Annotated in this window: 18 protein-coding genes; 13 read left to right on the top strand and 5 right to left on the bottom strand. The window is 34.0% G+C overall.

Going from position 1 to position 16,445, the window contains the following annotated elements; genetic code table 11:
- The first annotated feature begins 73 nt into the window (after positions 1–73).
- Positions 74–1,081 (top strand): class 1 fructose-bisphosphatase, encoded by a 1,008-nt coding sequence (gene fbp / locus ACIQ2J_RS00090; RefSeq protein WP_396165216.1) that lies wholly within the window; start codon positions 74–76, stop codon positions 1,079–1,081.
- Positions 1,082–1,140: 59 nt separating this feature from the next.
- On the opposite strand, the gene ACIQ2J_RS00085 is transcribed toward fbp, so the two are convergent.
- Positions 1,141–1,572: a TerB family tellurite resistance protein gene (locus ACIQ2J_RS00085; protein WP_396165213.1), complete on the bottom strand. Its 432-nt coding sequence runs from the start codon at positions 1,570–1,572 to the stop codon at positions 1,141–1,143.
- A gap of 143 nt (positions 1,573–1,715) precedes the next feature.
- Between ACIQ2J_RS00085 and ACIQ2J_RS00080 the strand changes: the two genes are divergently transcribed.
- The 5 genes from ACIQ2J_RS00080 (at position 1,716) to ACIQ2J_RS00060 (ending at position 5,718) form a co-directional block, all read left to right on the top strand.
- Entirely contained in the window at positions 1,716–2,309 is a 594-nt protein-coding gene (locus ACIQ2J_RS00080; protein ID WP_396165211.1) for a HupE/UreJ family protein, read from the top strand.
- Positions 2,310–2,393: 84 nt separating this feature from the next.
- Positions 2,394–2,822, top strand: coding sequence for a deoxycytidylate deaminase (locus ACIQ2J_RS00075; RefSeq protein ID WP_396165210.1), 429 nt, complete (start codon positions 2,394–2,396; stop codon positions 2,820–2,822).
- 122 nt (positions 2,823–2,944) lie between these two features.
- Positions 2,945–3,361: a hypothetical protein gene (locus ACIQ2J_RS00070; RefSeq protein WP_396165207.1), complete on the top strand. Its 417-nt coding sequence runs from the start codon at positions 2,945–2,947 to the stop codon at positions 3,359–3,361.
- Between the two features lie 4 nt (positions 3,362–3,365).
- On the top strand, positions 3,366–4,001 hold the full coding sequence (locus ACIQ2J_RS00065; RefSeq protein ID WP_396165204.1) for a hypothetical protein: 636 nt from the start codon (positions 3,366–3,368) through the stop codon (positions 3,999–4,001).
- 142 nt (positions 4,002–4,143) lie between these two features.
- Positions 4,144–5,718, top strand: a complete 1,575-nt coding sequence (locus ACIQ2J_RS00060) for a S41 family peptidase (protein WP_396165201.1) — start codon at positions 4,144–4,146, stop codon at positions 5,716–5,718.
- Here the strand turns inward: ACIQ2J_RS00060 and ACIQ2J_RS00055 are convergent, their stop codons facing one another.
- The 3 genes from ACIQ2J_RS00055 to ACIQ2J_RS00045 are packed head-to-tail and all read right to left on the bottom strand — an operon-like array spanning position 5,719 to position 7,161.
- The gene (locus ACIQ2J_RS00055) at positions 5,719–6,327 is read right to left on the bottom strand and encodes an FAD-dependent oxidoreductase (protein ID WP_396165199.1); all 609 of its coding nucleotides are present in this window, start codon (positions 6,325–6,327) and stop codon (positions 5,719–5,721) included.
- 17 nt (positions 6,328–6,344) lie between these two features.
- Positions 6,345–6,545, bottom strand: coding sequence for a hypothetical protein (locus ACIQ2J_RS00050; RefSeq protein WP_396165196.1), 201 nt, complete (start codon positions 6,543–6,545; stop codon positions 6,345–6,347).
- Positions 6,546–6,582: 37 nt separating this feature from the next.
- A complete protein-coding gene (locus ACIQ2J_RS00045) occupies positions 6,583–7,161 on the bottom strand; it encodes a MarC family protein (RefSeq protein WP_396165193.1) in 579 nt (192 codons plus the stop codon).
- 141 nt (positions 7,162–7,302) lie between these two features.
- On the opposite strand from ACIQ2J_RS00045, the gene ACIQ2J_RS00040 reads away from it, so the two are divergent.
- From ACIQ2J_RS00040 to ACIQ2J_RS00030, 3 genes are all read left to right on the top strand, one after another.
- Positions 7,303–7,875, top strand: a complete 573-nt coding sequence (locus ACIQ2J_RS00040; protein WP_396165191.1) for a DUF3109 family protein — start codon at positions 7,303–7,305, stop codon at positions 7,873–7,875.
- 173 nt (positions 7,876–8,048) lie between these two features.
- A complete protein-coding gene (locus ACIQ2J_RS00035) occupies positions 8,049–8,471 on the top strand; it encodes a hypothetical protein (RefSeq protein ID WP_396165189.1) in 423 nt (140 codons plus the stop codon).
- Positions 8,472–8,556: 85 nt separating this feature from the next.
- The gene (locus ACIQ2J_RS00030; RefSeq protein ID WP_396165187.1) at positions 8,557–9,048 is read left to right on the top strand and encodes a septal ring lytic transglycosylase RlpA family protein; all 492 of its coding nucleotides are present in this window, start codon (positions 8,557–8,559) and stop codon (positions 9,046–9,048) included.
- Between the two features lies 1 nt (position 9,049).
- Here the strand turns inward: ACIQ2J_RS00030 and ACIQ2J_RS00025 are convergent, their stop codons facing one another.
- A complete protein-coding gene (locus ACIQ2J_RS00025) occupies positions 9,050–9,517 on the bottom strand; it encodes a CYTH domain-containing protein (RefSeq protein ID WP_396165185.1) in 468 nt (155 codons plus the stop codon).
- A gap of 62 nt (positions 9,518–9,579) precedes the next feature.
- Between ACIQ2J_RS00025 and dinB the strand changes: the two genes are divergently transcribed.
- The 4 genes from dinB (at position 9,580) to ACIQ2J_RS00005 (ending at position 14,725) form a co-directional block, all read left to right on the top strand.
- Positions 9,580–10,662, top strand: coding sequence for a DNA polymerase IV (dinB, locus tag ACIQ2J_RS00020; RefSeq protein ID WP_396165182.1), 1,083 nt, complete (start codon positions 9,580–9,582; stop codon positions 10,660–10,662).
- Positions 10,663–10,992: 330 nt separating this feature from the next.
- On the top strand, positions 10,993–11,982 hold the full coding sequence (locus ACIQ2J_RS00015; protein ID WP_396165179.1) for an aspartate-semialdehyde dehydrogenase: 990 nt from the start codon (positions 10,993–10,995) through the stop codon (positions 11,980–11,982).
- 90 nt (positions 11,983–12,072) lie between these two features.
- On the top strand, positions 12,073–12,423 hold the full coding sequence (locus ACIQ2J_RS00010; RefSeq protein ID WP_396165177.1) for a hypothetical protein: 351 nt from the start codon (positions 12,073–12,075) through the stop codon (positions 12,421–12,423).
- A gap of 94 nt (positions 12,424–12,517) precedes the next feature.
- Entirely contained in the window at positions 12,518–14,725 is a 2,208-nt protein-coding gene (locus ACIQ2J_RS00005; protein ID WP_396165174.1) for a TonB-dependent receptor domain-containing protein, read from the top strand.
- Positions 14,726–16,445: the final 1,720 nt, after the last annotated feature.

The following is a 16,445-nucleotide window of genomic DNA, read 5'->3' as shown; positions in this document are numbered from 1 at the left end:
TATACGAAGCAATTTTATTACATATTAATCAGAAAAAAAGTTACATTTGTCCTCTAACTACCTCGATTGCGCAATGGAAACAAAAAACACAACATTAGGAGAATTTATCATTGAAAATCAGAATGCCTTTCAGTATTCTTCCGGGGAATTGTCCCGGATTATTAACTCCATTCGCCTTGCAGCCAAAGTGGTAAACTACAAAGTAAACAAAGCGGGATTAGTTGACATTGTTGGAGCGGCTGGGGAACAAAACATTCAAGGCGAAGACCAACAAAAATTAGATGTTTATGCCAATGAAGTTTTTATTCAAACATTGATCAATCGCGAAATTGTGTGCGGAATTGCATCGGAAGAAAACGATGATTTTATTACCGTTGCCGGAAGTGACAAAAGCCATAACAATAAATATGTAGTCTTGATGGATCCATTGGATGGATCGTCTAATATTGATGTAAATGTTTCGGTAGGAACTATATTTTCAGTTTTCAGAAGGGTTACTCCGGTGGGAACACCTGTTAGCTCGGAAGATTTTTTACAAAAAGGAATTAATCAAGTTGCAGCGGGATATGTTATTTATGGTACTTCTACCATGTTGGTTTATACAACAGGGCATGGTGTAAACGGATTTACATTAAATCCAGCAATTGGAACTTTCTACCTTTCGCACCCTAACATGCAGTTTTCTAAAGATGGTACTATTTATTCTATTAACGAAGGAAATTATGTGCATTTTCCACAAGGTGTGAAAAATTATTTGAAATATTGCCAACTAGAAGAAGCAGATAGACCTTATACCTCAAGATATATTGGTAGTTTAGTTTCGGATATTCATAGAAACATGATTAAAGGTGGGATTTACATTTATCCTACAAGTTCTAAAGCACCCAAAGGGAAACTACGTTTATTATACGAATGTAATCCAATGGCTTTTATAGCCGAACAAGCAGGTGGAAAAGCAAGCGATGGCTATACAAGAATTATGGAAATTGAACCTACCGAATTGCACCAAAGAGTTCCTTTTTTCTGTGGAAGTTATAATATGGTGGAAAAAGCGGAAGAGTTTATGAGTGAATTTAAATAGGAGTCAAAAAAACATTAAAAAGGCTGTTTTCAAGAGTTGAAAACAGCCTTTTTAGTTTATTATTTATTCATGTGTTGCATCTCGTAGGTAAAAGTATCTAAATCTACTCCCAAAACTAATAGAGAAAGTGCTTTGTCTACAATATAATGCACATTTCCTGGGGTGAAACCAAGTGCTAATGCAAATCGAGTTAGAATTTGTTTTTGTTTATCTCCCAAAATATGATCTACATAAACCATTCGAGATAAATCATACAATCGTTCCAATCGATGTGCATAAGAATAAGGAGGGTTAATTGGATATTTCAATGGGTTTTCCAAAATTTCCGCATATTCTTCTGGTAATATTTCTAATCGTAAGGCAAGTTTATCTAAAAATTCTTTTTCTTCCTTGCTCAAATTTCCATCGGCAGTGGCAACGCGCACTATTGCAGAAAAATGACCTTTGTTTCGGGCTTTGAATTCGCTGTTAAATAAATCGGAGAATGACATAATAAATAGTATTAAGTTATACCCAAATTTAAAGAAATTTTCAATAATATGAAAGAAAAAACTAACTGAATTTCGGTGTTTTTTTATAAAAACTCAAAATAATTTGTATGTTTACCATTATAAAAGATTAAACAACGGTATTGATGGACGAATTTATAATTTTTTTAAAAATAGGTCTTACCCATGTGTTGGACATACATGCTTACGACCACTTACTTTTTTTAATTGCCCTAACGGTTCCTTATGTTGCTAAAGATTGGAAACGAATAATTATTCTAGTTTCGTGTTTTACTCTTGGTCACACTATTTCTTTATTTCTATCGGTTTTTAATATAGTAACGGTGCAGTCTAAGTGGGTAGAATTATTAATCCCGATTACTATTTTTATAACGGCATTTTCGAATCTTATTTTAGTCGGAAAATCATCCAAAAACGGAAACATTAGTTTTATTGCTGGAGTAACAATTTTCTTTGGAATCATCCACGGATTGGGATTTTCTAATTATTTCAATACTATTTTACCCGGAAAACCTACAGAGAAACTCTTACCATTATTAGAATTTGCTCTCGGTATAGAAGGTGCTCAAATAATTGTAGTAATTGCTGTTTTAATTTTAGCCTTCATAGTACAGAATTTACTCCGATTTAATAAGCGCGATTTTACTCTTATCATGTCTAGTTTTGTAATAGGTGTAGTAGTGCCTTTGATTATAGAAAATCCAATTTGGAAGAAATAAGTTGTTTAGTAAGCCAAACCCTAACTATATTTGTACACTACAACAATTTAAACTTTGCGCCTTAGTGCCTTAGCGGCAAATGACATGACAGATAAAAAACAAAATAAATACGACAAAGCTTATTTGAGAATTGCTGCCGAATGGAGCAAGCTTTCCTATTGCAAGCGCAAACAAGTAGGAGCCATAATAGTTCGCGATAGAATGATTATTTCGGATGGTTATAACGGAACCCCATCAGGTTTTGAAAACTGTTGTGAAGATACCGAAGGGCTAACCCAATGGTATGTGCTTCATGCCGAAGCCAATGCTATATTAAAAGTGGCACGTTCTACTCAAACTTGCGACAACGCAACTTTATACATCACACTTTCACCTTGTAAAGAGTGTAGCAAACTAATTCACCAGTCGGGAATTAAGCGAGTAGTTTATAAAAATGGTTATCGCGATACTTCTGGAATTGACTTTTTGGTTAAAGCCGGAATTGAAGTAGCGCAAATTGAAGATTTGGAATAGTAGTCTTATCTCCCTTTTTTCATTATATTTATATTTCATTAGCGCATTGTTTCGTAGGAAGATGAAAATTATAATTAATTTTCATCTTCTGTTTTATTTGATACTAATTTAAAGAACGAGTTATGAAAAAAGCCATTTTATATTTAGCAACTATTTTCTTATTTAGCTGTGGAGGCGAATCTTCACCGCCATTTAAATATGAGAATAATTCTAGAATTGTTCTTGAAGCGTATTTAGTTAATGAAAATGGAATGCCATTAGCAAACCAATCGGCAGAGTTATATACCTTTAGAAGTACCGTTCGAATTTCTGTTAAAGAAGTTTTTTCAGATAATGATGGAAAGATATATGTTTCGGCTCCTAAAGCCAATTATAATTACTCTTTAGGTTTTGTAAATAAAAATATAATAAACATGCAAAACCACTCCGTTTTGTTGCAAGAGGACGGCAATCATCCTCCGTATTATTATGGTTTTATTAATAGTTTGAACGGCACTTATTATAATTTTGGGATAATTAAACTAATTAATTACAATTAAAAAGATGAAAAAAATAACACTTATATTAGGGTTGCTTTTTCTTTTTAATGCTAAAGCACAAGAAAATGTATTAAGACGATTTTCCTTGTCTTTTGCGCCGAATTTGCCAATTTCGTTGGGAGATAATTTTCTGAACAAGGGATATACTAATGCTTTTGGTTTTGATTCTGAAATACAACTAAACGTTCGAAGAAATTTTTTAATAGGTGCAAACTTCCAACAACATTATTTTTCCAGTATAGATTCTGAAATAATAGGAGATTTTAGTAGCGCCTATAGTAATTCTTCTCATCTATTTGTGGGATATCGAAATTTTTTAAAGAACAATAAAATGTATTTTGAAAGCCGATTAGGGTTTGGGAATGCCACAATTTATAACAAATCGGAATTGTCCGAATATAAAATAACGGGGAACGATTTTTTTATTGGAACAAAATTTAATTACTTTTTAAATGATGTCCTGACCGCTTTTTTTGGATTAGAATACAACCATACCAAGTATGATGTTATTTTAGATGGGCCGTATCAAAAATTCTATTCTGTCTCTAATCAATTAATCCCTGCTCTTGGGATAAAATTTTCATTTGGAAAGGCCTTGAATAAAAACCAAATGCCAAAACTAACTGTAAAGACCAAATAATTTAGGGTGTTTTCCTGAAGATAGATTTGCTTCGGTATCTATTTTTTTTTAGAAATTAACTAAAAAACTAATCCATTATTTGTGAATTCAATTTCATACTTTTGTTCTTCTGTATCTATCGCTGAATAACACCTATCCTTAAATGAAAATTGAAAAAACCTATTTGCCACTTTTGTTTTTCTCTTGCGTTGCATTGGGAATTGTAATTGGTGGATTCATAAATTATCCAACATCCAAAACTACATTAGGAAAGAAGTATTATAAGACTAAACTCAATAAATTACTAGATTTTATTGATAACGAATATGTAGACGACGTAAAAACCGACTCTATTGTAGATGTAACCGTTACTACTATTTTGGCCAATCTAGATCCGCATTCGGTGTATGTGCCACCAAGCGAGCAATCTTCTATTGCCGAAAGTATGAAAGGTGATTTTGTAGGAATTGGCGTTAATTTTTATTCGTACAAAGATACTATTGCTGTTATTAAACCTATTAAAAATGGTCCGGCAGAAAAAGCAGGAATTAAAGAAGGAGACCGAATTTTGTACGCAGACAACTTCCAGTTATTTGGCAAAAAACTTAATAATGAAATATTATTCAGCAAATTAAAAGGCGAAAAAGATTCGGAAGTAACCTTAACCGTTTACAGAAAATCGGAAAATAAAAGACTTAAAGTTAAGGTAAAACGCGATGTGGTTGCTATTAAAAGTGTGGATGTTGCCCTACTATTGAATAAAACTACTGGCTATATAAAAATCAATCGTTTTGCAGAAACTACTGGGCAAGAATTTCATACTGCACTTTTGCAATTAAAGAAAGGCGGCATCAACTCGTTGGTAATAGATTTGCGTAATAATGGTGGCGGATTTATGGAAATGGCAGTTCAAATTGCCGATGAATTACTAAAAGATAAAGAGCTAATTGTTTTCACAAAAAACAAAAAAGGCACTACAGATAAAACATTTGCCACTGAAGATGGCGATTTTGAATCGGGTAGAGTTTCGGTTTTAATTGATGAAAATTCGGCATCGGCTAGTGAAATTTTAGCAGGGGCTATTCAAGATAATGACCGCGGAACTATTTACGGAAGAAGATCTTTCGGGAAAGGATTAGTGCAACGCGAAATGGACTTTGACGACGGTTCTGCCGTTCGGTTAACCATTGCAAGATATTACACGCCAAGTGGGCGTTCTATCCAAAAACATTATAAAAAAGGCGATAGCGAAGATTACTATAAAGAATCGGAAAGCCGATTTGAAAGTGGCGAATTATACGAAAAAGACAAAATAAAAATTGCCGATTCTTTAAAATTTAAAACAAAAAAAGGAAGAATCGTTTATGGTGGTGGTGGTATTGTTCCTGATGTTTTTGTTCCTTTAGAAGTTACACAAGGTACTGAAAGTTTGGAATATATTTTGCAAACAGGTGTTGTAGGACACTTTGTCTTTGAACAATTAGATCAAAATCCAAAAGCATTTCGAGGTTTAAAAATAGAGCAATTTCAAGTTCAAATGCAAAAGGATACTTTTTATTTAAAACAATTTCAAAAGTATTTATTTAAAGCGGGTATTGATCTCAACTTAACTAAAAACACGGAGGTCGTAAACCGATATATCACTGCAGAATTCGCCCGACAATTATTTGGTGAAAACCAATACTATCAAATTATCTTGAAAGACGATAATATGATTAAGGCAGTTATGAAGAAGTAATTATTTCTTTATAGAATCGTGACTTTGACTCGAAATTCCATCATTCCATACTGTCAAAATATCTGTTGCAACTGCAGCGCCACTTCCGGCAGCAATTGCCAATTGACTTCGATGGCCTGCAAGGGTTCCGGCAACATAAATTCCATCGGCAACTAAATGGTCGTCGTTATGGAGTTGGATGCGTAGTTTTTCAGCAATCGATTTTTTATGAGGTTCTACATAGTGCATTAAACCTTCAATTGCAAAAGTGTTCGAAGCGCCAATAGCAACCACAATATTTTTAGTAGGGTAGGTGTTTTTATTCGTTACAACGGTAAAATTTGGATGTTCTCCAGTTACCGCAATTACTTTTTCGCCTTCCATTTGTGTAATATGAGGATATAAATTTTCAAGTTGTTCCAAACTTTCTCTTAGAAGTTCAGAGCCTAATTTGCCTGCGGGGATTCCGTAAGCATTATTGAATAAGGCTTCTTGTAAGGCAGAAGTTTTTTGGTGGGTAATAATTGCAATTTTCTTGTCGGAAACAAAAGATTTGTTTTTTGCAGAACCTAAAACCAATGCGCAAGAAACTCCAGAAACTCCTCCGCCAATTATTAAAACATCCAACATAAATTAGGTATTAAAATTTATTGATTTTTAAGTTTGTCTTCAATTTTTTTAGACATTTTAAAAATAAGAAGGATGAAAACTGCGCAAAAAGAAGCCACAACACCAATCAATGCTATCATGCTATTCCCTTCAAAAGGTTTCTTGAAATCCAACATTGTTAAGTTAAAAATGACAAGTCCAATTGCAATAACAATCAATATAGTAGTAAAAATTTTCATAGTAGGAATTTAAAGTGTAAAAATAGTGAAAAAGGAATTAAACGAATAATCCTTTAACATTAGCCGCAAATAATTTAACAGCAATCGCCAAGAGTACTACCCCAAAGGTTTTTCGGATAACTCCCAAACCATTTTTGCCTAACATTTTTTCGATTTTAGCCGATGATTTTAGGACTATATATACTATAATTATATTTAATATGATGGCAACAACAATATTAACGGTTTGGAATTGGGAACGTAAGGAAAGCAAAGTAGTCATTGTTCCAGCACCTGCAATTAAAGGAAATGCAAGTGGTACTATAGATGCCGAACTAGCTTCTTCTTCCTTATAAAGGCGGATGCCCAAAATCATTTCTAAGGCTAGAAAAAATAAAACAAAAGAACCTGCAACAGCAAACGAATGTACATCAATTCCAATTAAATTTAGCAATTCTTCTCCTACGAAAAGAAAGGTTATCATGATAATTGCTGCAGCTATAGTAGCTTTTTCCGATTCAATATGACCATATTTTTGTCTTAAATCTACTACAATCGGAATCGTTCCTACAATATCAATTACAGCAAAAAGCACCATTCCGATAGTGGCAATTTCTTTAAAATCAAATCCTAACATAATAGTTCTATTTAGTTTGCAAAATTAAGCCTTTACAAATACTAACCAACTAATGCCTTTGTTAATTTTAGGATAAATAACTCTTGGCAAAAAAATAAAAATCCGTTGTACCTTTGGCGATATTTAAAATTAGCAGCAGCCATGTTTCAATTAGGAAAAACCATCGTTTCGGAAGATATATTAGAAAAAGATTTTGTTTGCAACCTTTCTGCTTGCCATGGCGCTTGTTGTGTAGATGGTGATGCGGGTGCACCTTTGAGCGAAGAAGAAACTAAAATAATGGAAGCCATTTACCCAAAGGTAAAACCATTTCTTCGCAAGGAAGGTATCGAGGCCATCGAGCGATTGGGCACTTGGGTTAAAGGCACCGATCAAGATTTGGAAACGCCGCTTATAGATAATAAGGATTGTGCTTATGTTATTTTTGATGGTAAAACTGCCCTTTGTGGTATCGAACAAGCTTATAACCAAGGTGTAATTTCATGGAAAAAACCAGTTTCGTGTCATTTGTATCCTATTCGTGTGAAAGACTTTACCGAATTTGCTGCAGTAAATTATGATCGATGGGATATTTGTGATGACGCTTGTTCTTTAGGAAAAGAGCTACAAGTTCCTATTTATAAATTTGTGAAGGAAGCTTTAATTCGAAGATTTGGAGAGGACTGGTATATGGAATTGGAAAAAGTAGCCGAAGACTTGAAAAAGGAACGATAGGGCGTTTTTTTCTTTTGGAAATGATAATCCAAATAGGATTTTTATTCATGCCTAAGTTGTTATTAGTCAGTAATTAATAACTGCTTTGTAATTAAATTAAATTAAACTGGTATTAATTTACGTTTTTATTTTCCATTTTTTTTGATATATTTGTTAAAACTAAATTACTTTTTATGTACGATTTTCTTCAAAAATTTCATTCTGGCTGGGCTTATTTAGCGCTTTTATTGTTAGTAATTACAGTTCTAAATTCTGTAATTGGGTTAAGTTCTAAAAAAGAATTTACCGAAAAAGACAGAAAAATAGCTTTATTCGGCTTGGTATTTATCCACATTCAATTACTAGTTGGATTAATTTTATATTTTGTTTCCCCTTTAGGAAAGGCAAGCTTAGGTCAAATGAGTGACGCTTCGTTACGATTAACTTCATTAGAGCATCCCTTAATTAATATCATTGCGATTGTATTAATTACTATAGGATGGTCTAAACATAAAAAAGCTGCTACTAGCGAATCTAAATTTAAATCTATTGCTGTTTTTTACGGATTAGGATTGGTGTTAATAGTAGCGAGAATTCCATGGCATTTGTGGTTTTAATAAAAAATGCTTTGCCCCATTTAGTTATTTTGTAAAAAAAACATCCCTACTAAATTAGCATTTTTTAAATTACAGATTATCCAAGATGAAAAAAACATTATCCATTTTACTATTTCTTAGTATTGCTTTAATTGGCACGAGTTTTTTTGCGCAATCTATTTTAGTTGGGAAAAAAGACACTAAAGTAACTAGCAGAGACACGATTAAAAAAATTAAATTACCAGAAAAGGAAACCATAATTACCGATTCTGTTGTTGCATATAAAGGTAAATTTAAGCCTTACAAAAAAAGTGCTCGGGCATCTTATTATGCTAATAAATTTCATGGAAGGCGCACTGCAAGCGGAAGAGTTTACGACATGAACAAATTAACAGCAGCGCACAAAACACTTGCTTTTGGAACTATAGTTCGGGTGACTAATGCTACTAACGGTAAATCGGTAGTGGTGGAAATAACGGATAGAGGTCCATTTGTGAGAGGTCGCGAAATAGACTTATCTAAAAAAGCATTTTTTACTATTGCCTCTAGTAGTGGCGCTGGTTATATCAATGTTTCTATGGAGGTTTTACAAAAATAAATTACCAACTTTTATACGGATGTAAACTGAGATAAGAGTTATAATAGCGCTTATCTCCAGTTACTTCTGCACCAAGCCAAAATGGTTTTTCTACGGCTTCATTTTCATTTTTTAGCTCTATTTCGGCAAGAATTAAGCCTTCATTTTCTCCGTGAAAAACATCTATTTCTATAACGTGTTTTCCTGATTTTACTTCGTAACGGGTTTTTTCTATAGCACCCTTTTCACATAAAGGGAATAATAGTTGGGCTTCTTCAAGAGGGATTTCTTTTTCCCATTCCAATCGAGAGGCACCACTTGCATTCCCAATTCCTTTGATGGTTATAAAACCTTTGTTTCCTTTTATTCGGATGCGAACCGTTCTTTCAGGATTGGAATTAAGATAGCCCTGCGCAATGTGGTGTTGCGTAAAAGATTCGGCTATAAATGCCGTAGAAGTCACTAAAAATTTTCGTTCTATTTCTATCATAACCTTATTGTTTTGTTCAAAAATACTATTTCTTGGTGCAATAAAAAAACTAAATTTGTACTGTGTCAGAAGAAATCCAATTACGAAAAATAATCCATGTAGATATGGATGCGTTCTACGCTTCGGTGGAGCAAATGGACTTTCCCGAACTTCGAGGAAAACCATTGGCTGTTGGTGGAAGTGAAGTTCGTGGCGTGGTTTCGGCAGCGAGTTATGAGGCTCGAAAATTTGGGGTACGAAGTGCCATGAGTGGCGTGCAAGCCAAACGAAATTGCCCCGATTTAATTTTTGTACGACCTCGTTTTGACCGCTATAAAGAAATCTCTAACAAAATACGGAAAATCTTTTTGGATTATACGGATTTAGTAGAACCGCTTTCCTTAGACGAAGCGTATTTGGATGTTACGCAAAATAAAAAAGGGAATCCAAGTGCAAGTTTGATTGCTCAAGAAATTCGGAAACGTATTCATGAAGAAGTAGGTTTAAATGCTTCTGCGGGGATTTCGGTAAATAAATTTGTTGCCAAAATTGCCAGTGATTACAACAAACCCAACGGTCAAAAAACAGTAAATCCAGAAGAAGTAGAACGATTTTTAGAAAACTTAGAGATTAAAAAGTTCTACGGAATTGGCAAGGTGACTAAAGAGAAAATGTACCAACATGGTATTTTTACGGGTAAAGATTTAAAGTCTAAAACCAAAGAATATCTAGAACACCATTTTGGCAAAAGTGGCGGATTTTATTACAATATTGTCAGAGGAATTCACAGCAGTGAAGTGAAACCGAATAGAATTTCGAAGTCGGTTGCAGCAGAGCATACGTTTAATGAAAATCTAACTTCAGAGATTTTTATGTTGGAAAAATTAGAACGAATTGCTGCCGAACTGGAAAAACGGCTCAAGAAATATACCCTTTCAGGAAAAACGGTTACTTTGAAAATAAAATACAGCGATTTTACTACCCAAACCCGAAGCAAAACCCTGCCTTACTTTATTGCCGATAAAGGTTTGCTATTGGAAACTGCAAAAGAATTATTGTTCCAAGAACGCATGAAAGACTCGGTGCGGTTGCTGGGCATTTCGTTAAACAACTTGAATACCGATATAAAAAAAACGGTAGTGGTGCAGTTGCGGTTTGAGTTTTGATGATGGTTACGATAGTACAAGTCCGTTAGAATATCTGTAATATCGGCGTGCTATTCCGATTGCAGGATTAAATTGGACGCAGATAAAACGGATGCAAGCAACGCGGATAAAAAATTCGTTTGAATCTGCGTTAGAATATCTGTAAAATCAGCGTGCTATTACTAAATTGGAAGCAGATAAAACGGATGCAAAGCAACGCGGATAAAAACCTATTAGAATCTTTGCCTACAATAAAGTAAACAATAATTTTTAATTCAAAACTTCCCCTAAAAACAAATTTCTGTTTACTTTTGTTTTTCGTTAATTTTATTAAAATCTAAATAATAGTATATGAGAGTTGCTGTGGTTGGCGCTACCGGAATGGTTGGCGAAGTAATGCTTCAAGTTTTGGCAGAACGAAATTTTCCTGTTACCGAGTTAATTCCGGTGGCATCGGAAAAATCAGTGGGAAAAGAAATCGAATTTAAAGGGAAAAAATATAAAGTGGTAGGCATGCAAACCGCTGTTGACCTGCGTCCAGATATTGCTTTGTTTTCTGCAGGAGGCGAAACCTCTTTGGTTTGGGCTCCTAAATTTGCGGAAGCAGGAACCACCGTTATCGATAACTCCTCGGCTTGGCGAATGGATGCTACTAAAAAATTAATCGTTCCCGAAATCAATGCTTCCCAATTGACCAAAGACGATAAAATCATTGCAAATCCAAACTGTTCTACCATACAAATGGTTTTAGTTTTGGCACCTTTGCATGCCAAATATAAAATCAAACGCGTTATTGTTTCTACCTACCAATCCATCACCGGAACCGGAGTGAAAGCGGTGCAACAACTAGAAAATGAATATGCAGGAGTGCAAGGTGAAATGGCTTACAAATACCCAATTCACCGCAATGCCATTCCGCAATGCGATAGTTTTGAAGAAAACGGTTACACCAAAGAAGAAATGAAATTGGTTAAAGAAACCAAGAAAATACTAAGCGATAATTCTATTGCAGTTACCGCAACAGCAGTTCGTGTACCTATAGTAGGCGGACATAGTGAAGCGGTGAATATCGAATTTGAAAACGATTTTGATGTGAGTGAAATTCGTTCTATTTTGCACCATACCGATGGCGTGGTGGTACAAGATAACAACGACACCTATACCTACCCTATGCCTTTATTCGCACAAGGAAAAGACGATGTTTTTGTTGGAAGAATTCGCCGCGACGAAAGCCAAGCCAATTCCCTAAACATGTGGATTGTTGCCGATAATTTAAGAAAAGGTGCTGCCACCAATACCATTCAAATTGCGGAATATTTAGTGGCGCATAAACTAGTTTAATAGTTACCATTATAGAACCATTTGCATTTTCAAATCATAAAATTTGTTAATTCAAATGGTTTTTTGCTTTTCTATTCTATATTTGCAGCGATGAAAAGAAAAGATTCTATACTAAGTATGCTTTTTGGTTTGGCAATATTGTTCGCAATAACGCTACAATCAGTTCACTCTTATGATCATATCCAAAAAGCCTTTTCAGAGAAGCAATGCCACCATAAATACGCCATTAACAAAACAGAAGTTGGCCATAGTCACCACGATTCTGACCATTGTTTTGCTTGTGAATTTACCTTTAGCACCTCTATAAAATCGGATATTTTTTCTTTCACCTTTAAGAAAGAGCTAATCCCAGTTTCGTATTCTTATTTCTATTCTAAAGAAATAACCCAATCCTTTCGAGGCAGTCTTTTTGCACTTCGAGCACCGCCAATTATTGCTTAATTCCTCAATTAAAATTAAACAATAATCAAATTGTTTCTTAATGAACCTTAATTTCTTAATGGTTCCGATAGAAATAATCTAAAATTTTCTCAAAATGAAATCATTTTTATACGCCCTACTATTAGGGTTTTCGTTGTTTGCTAACGCGCAAAACAAAATTACAGGAACTATCAAAGACATTCAAAATAAGCCAATGCTTGGCGTAACCATTTCTATTCCAGAAATTCATAAGGAAACCATTTCCGATGCTTCTGGAGCCTATGTTTTCACTAATTTACCTTCTGGAAATTTCAAAATAGTATTTTCCTTTATAGGATTTGCAACACAATCCAAATCACTTTTGATGAATCAAAAAGAAATTAATATGGATGTTGTTTTGGAGGAGACCATACACCAAATGGATGAGGTAATTATTTCTACAGCATTTAATAAATTGCAATCGCAAAATGTGATGAAAGTAGAACACCAATCGATGAAAGCGCTGCAACAAAAAGGAACTTCTACCTTAATGGAAGGTTTGGCAACTATACCAGGAGTTTCACAAATTTCAACGGGAACTTCTATTGGAAAACCCGTAATTCGTGGTTTGAGTGGTAATCGAGTTTTGGTGTATTCGCAAGGAGTTCGAATGGAAAACCAACAATTTGGAGAAGAACACGGACTAGGGCTGAACGATGCTGGAGTGGAAAGCGTTGAAGTTATCAAAGGACCTGCTTCGTTATTATATGGTTCGGATGCTATTGGCGGTGTTTTGTATTTTAATCCTGAAAAATTTGGGAAACCCAATACTTCTGAATTGAATTTCAATCAAAAATATTTCAGCAATACCAACGGGACAAATTCTTCTTTAGGATATAAATTATCTGGGGAAGATTTAAAATTTTCAACTCGAATAAGCAATACCAGACATGCCGATTATAAAATTGCCGATGGAGATCGAGTGACCAATACGCGATATAAAGAACTGGATTTCAAAACTGCTTTAGGATATTCTAACTCCAGTTTTTCTACCACTTTTAGATACAATTACAATAAATTAGATTTAGGAATTCCAGAAAACGGTATTGCAGAACAATCCAATAGTAAAACTACCGAGTTTCCAAAACAAGGCGTTTACAGTCAGATTTTGAGTTTGAATAACAGTTTTTTCTTTAAAAATTCAAAATTGGAAGCCGATTTAGGATACATCAACAACGACCGAAGCGAATTTGAAGATAGTGATGTGGCAGTTTTAAGTATGAAATTGAAAACATTAAATTATAATGTGAAGTATTATTTACCAAAATTCGGGAAATTAGAATCGATTATTGGTACGCAAGGAATGCACCAAACCAATACTAATTCGGGGATGGAATATTTAATTCCGGACGCAACAACGAATGATTTTGGAGTTTTTGGCACAGCCAATTACGAATGGAACAAGAATGTACTTCAAGCCGGAATCCGATTTGACAATAGAGAAGTGACTTCTAAAACAAATGGAATTGAAGGAGAAGAAGGTTATTTTGCTGCTATCGATAAAAAATTCCAAAGTTTTAATTCGTCTTTAGGATTTAAAACCAATTTGAAGGAAAATATCATTTTGCGATTGAATTTAGCTTCCGGATTTAGGGCTCCCAACTTGGCAGAATTGACTTCGAATGGCGTTCATGAAGGTAGTAATCGCTATGAAATTGGAAATGCAAATTTGCAAAACGAACAAAATTTTCAAACTGATTTGAATTTGGAATATAGAAATCCGCATTTTGAATTGTTTGTAAACGGATTTTATAATCATATCAATAATTATATTTTTATTGCTCCAAATGGAAATGTAATTGATGAAAATGATGCATATGATTATGAACAAGAAAACGCAAATTTATTTGGTGGAGAAGCCGGAATTCACTTTCATCCGCATCCTTTAGATTGGTTACACATTACGAGTAGTTTTGAAAGCGTAACGGGTCAAAAACAAAACGGAGATAACTTGCCTTTGATTCCGGCTAACAAGTGGAATAATTCCTTTAAAACCGAATTCCAATCGACTAAATATTTAAAAGATAGTTTTGCAGTTTTAAATGTAGAACATACTTTAAATCAAAATAATCCAGGTCCGTTTGAAACCAAATCCAACGATTATACTTTATTGAATTTGGGTTTTGGTGGGAAAGTTACTTTAGGCAAAATGGCTTTTGATGTTAATTTGAATGCTAATAATCTATTGAATAAAACTTATATTTCGCATTTGTCCAGATTAAAAAATGATGGGATCCCCAACATTGGAAGGAATATTGTTTTGGGGATTAATTTTGTTATTTAATCCCAAACAATTTTAAAATTATCCGTTTATTTCTTGGTGATTTGTTATTGAAATTGCTATTATTTTTTTAACCACATAGGAGATTCATAGGTTTTTAATGCAATAAAGGCGCTTCGCTTTGCATAGATTTCTAGCAAGTAGTTATTTTTGCCACAGATTGCACGGATTAGAACGGATTTTTTTGTTATTGATTTTGATTTTTGACATTACTATTGATTTTTATCCCGCAGATTACGCTGATTACGCAGATGAATATTGTTACTGCTTAATTTAGTAAGGCAATTTGTTTTGTGTGTTTTGTATTACTGAGCACCGAGCACTGAACACTGGTTTTGCAATTGCATTTTTTAACCATATAGATTCATACGTTTTTAATGTAGTTTAGGCGCTTCGCTTTGTATAGAATAATATAGCAAGTAGTTTTTTTGCCACAGATTGCACGGATTAGAACGGATTTTTTTGTTATTGACATTACCATTGAATTTTATCCCGCAGATTACGCTGATTACGCAGATGAATATTGTTACTGCTTAATTTAGTAGGGCAATTTGTTTTGTTTGTTTTGTATTACTGAGCACCGAGCACTGAACACTGGTTTTGCAATTGCATTTTTTAACCATATAGATTCATACGTTTTTAATGTGGTTTAGGCGCTTCGCTTTGTATAGAATAATATAGCAAGTAGTTGTTTTTGCCACAGATTGTGCGGATTAGAACGGATTTTTTTTGTTATTGATTTTGATTTTTGACATTACTATTGATTTTTATCCCGCAGATTATGCAGATTTCGCAGATGAATATTGTTACTGCTTAATTTAGTTGGGCAATTTGTTTTGTTTGTTTTGTATTACTGAGCACCGAGCACTGAACACTGGTTTTGCAATTGCATTTTTTTAACCATATAGATTCATAGGTTTTTAATGTGGTTTAAGCGCTTCGCTTTGCATAGAATAATATTGCAAGTAGTTTTTTTGCCACAGATTGTGCGGATTAGAACGGATTTTATTTGTTTTTGACATTACCATTGAATTTTATCCCGCAGATTACGCTGATTACGCAGATGAATATTGTTACTGCTTAATTTAGTAGGGCAATTTGTTTTGTTTGTTTTGTATTACTGAGCACCGAACACTGAACACTGGTTTTGCAATTGCATTTTTTTAACTATATAGATTCATAGGTTTTTAATGTAGTTTAGGCGCTTCGCTTTGCATAGAATAACATAGCAAGTAGTTGTTTTTGCCACAGATTGCACGGATTAGAACGGATTTTTTTGTTATTGATTTTGATTTTTGACATTACCATTGAATTTTATCCCGCAGATTACGCTGATTACGCAGATGAATATTGTTACTGCTAAATTATTAAGGCAATTTGTTTTGTGTGTTTTGTATTACTGAGCACCGAGCACTGAACACTGGTTTTGCAATTGCATTTTTTTAACCATATAGATTCATAGGTTTTTAATGTAGTTTAGGCGTTTCGCTTTGCATAGAATAATATAGCAAGTAGTTGTTTTTGCCACAGATTGTGCGGATTAGAACGGATTTTTTTGTTATTGATTTTGATTTTTGACATTACTATTGAATTTTATCCCGCAGATTACGCTGATTACGCAGATGAATATTGTTACTGCTTAATTTAGTAGGGCAATTTGTTTTGTTTGTTTTGTATTACTGAGCACCGAGCACTGAACACTGGTTTTGCAATTGCATTTTTT

It is taken from the genome of Flavobacterium sp. (genome assembly GCF_044357305.1).
GTDB lineage: Bacteria > Bacteroidota > Bacteroidia > Flavobacteriales > Flavobacteriaceae > Flavobacterium.
The sequence above is the reverse complement of the archived record's forward strand: the minus strand, read 5'-3'. Positions and strand labels throughout refer to the sequence as shown.

Bases quoted from the DNA above. Each gene is read 5' to 3' on its own strand.
- ACIQ2J_RS00050 (WP_396165196.1), bottom strand. From the start codon at position 6,545: ATGAAAATTTTTACTACTATATTGATTGTTATTGCAATTGGACTTGTC.
- ACIQ2J_RS00045 (WP_396165193.1), bottom strand. From the start codon at position 7,161: ATGTTAGGATTTGATTTTAAAGAAATTGCCACTATCGGAATGGTGCTT.
- ACIQ2J_RS00010 (WP_396165177.1), top strand. From the start codon at position 12,073: ATGAAAAGAAAAGATTCTATACTAAGTATGCTTTTTGGTTTGGCAATA.
- ACIQ2J_RS00035 (WP_396165189.1), top strand. From the start codon at position 8,049: ATGTACGATTTTCTTCAAAAATTTCATTCTGGCTGGGCTTATTTAGCG.
- ACIQ2J_RS00060 (WP_396165201.1), top strand. From the start codon at position 4,144: ATGAAAATTGAAAAAACCTATTTGCCACTTTTGTTTTTCTCTTGCGTT.
- ACIQ2J_RS00025 (WP_396165185.1), bottom strand. From the start codon at position 9,517: ATGATAGAAATAGAACGAAAATTTTTAGTGACTTCTACGGCATTTATA.
- ACIQ2J_RS00005 (WP_396165174.1), top strand. From the start codon at position 12,518: ATGAAATCATTTTTATACGCCCTACTATTAGGGTTTTCGTTGTTTGCT.
- ACIQ2J_RS00055 (WP_396165199.1), bottom strand. From the start codon at position 6,327: ATGTTGGATGTTTTAATAATTGGCGGAGGAGTTTCTGGAGTTTCTTGC.
- ACIQ2J_RS00015 (WP_396165179.1), top strand. From the start codon at position 10,993: ATGAGAGTTGCTGTGGTTGGCGCTACCGGAATGGTTGGCGAAGTAATG.
- ACIQ2J_RS00080 (WP_396165211.1), top strand. From the start codon at position 1,716: ATGGACGAATTTATAATTTTTTTAAAAATAGGTCTTACCCATGTGTTG.
- ACIQ2J_RS00030 (WP_396165187.1), top strand. From the start codon at position 8,557: ATGAAAAAAACATTATCCATTTTACTATTTCTTAGTATTGCTTTAATT.
- fbp (WP_396165216.1), top strand. From the start codon at position 74: ATGGAAACAAAAAACACAACATTAGGAGAATTTATCATTGAAAATCAG.
- ACIQ2J_RS00070 (WP_396165207.1), top strand. From the start codon at position 2,945: ATGAAAAAAGCCATTTTATATTTAGCAACTATTTTCTTATTTAGCTGT.
- ACIQ2J_RS00085 (WP_396165213.1), bottom strand. From the start codon at position 1,572: ATGTCATTCTCCGATTTATTTAACAGCGAATTCAAAGCCCGAAACAAA.
- ACIQ2J_RS00040 (WP_396165191.1), top strand. From the start codon at position 7,303: ATGTTTCAATTAGGAAAAACCATCGTTTCGGAAGATATATTAGAAAAA.
- ACIQ2J_RS00075 (WP_396165210.1), top strand. From the start codon at position 2,394: ATGACAGATAAAAAACAAAATAAATACGACAAAGCTTATTTGAGAATT.
- ACIQ2J_RS00065 (WP_396165204.1), top strand. From the start codon at position 3,366: ATGAAAAAAATAACACTTATATTAGGGTTGCTTTTTCTTTTTAATGCT.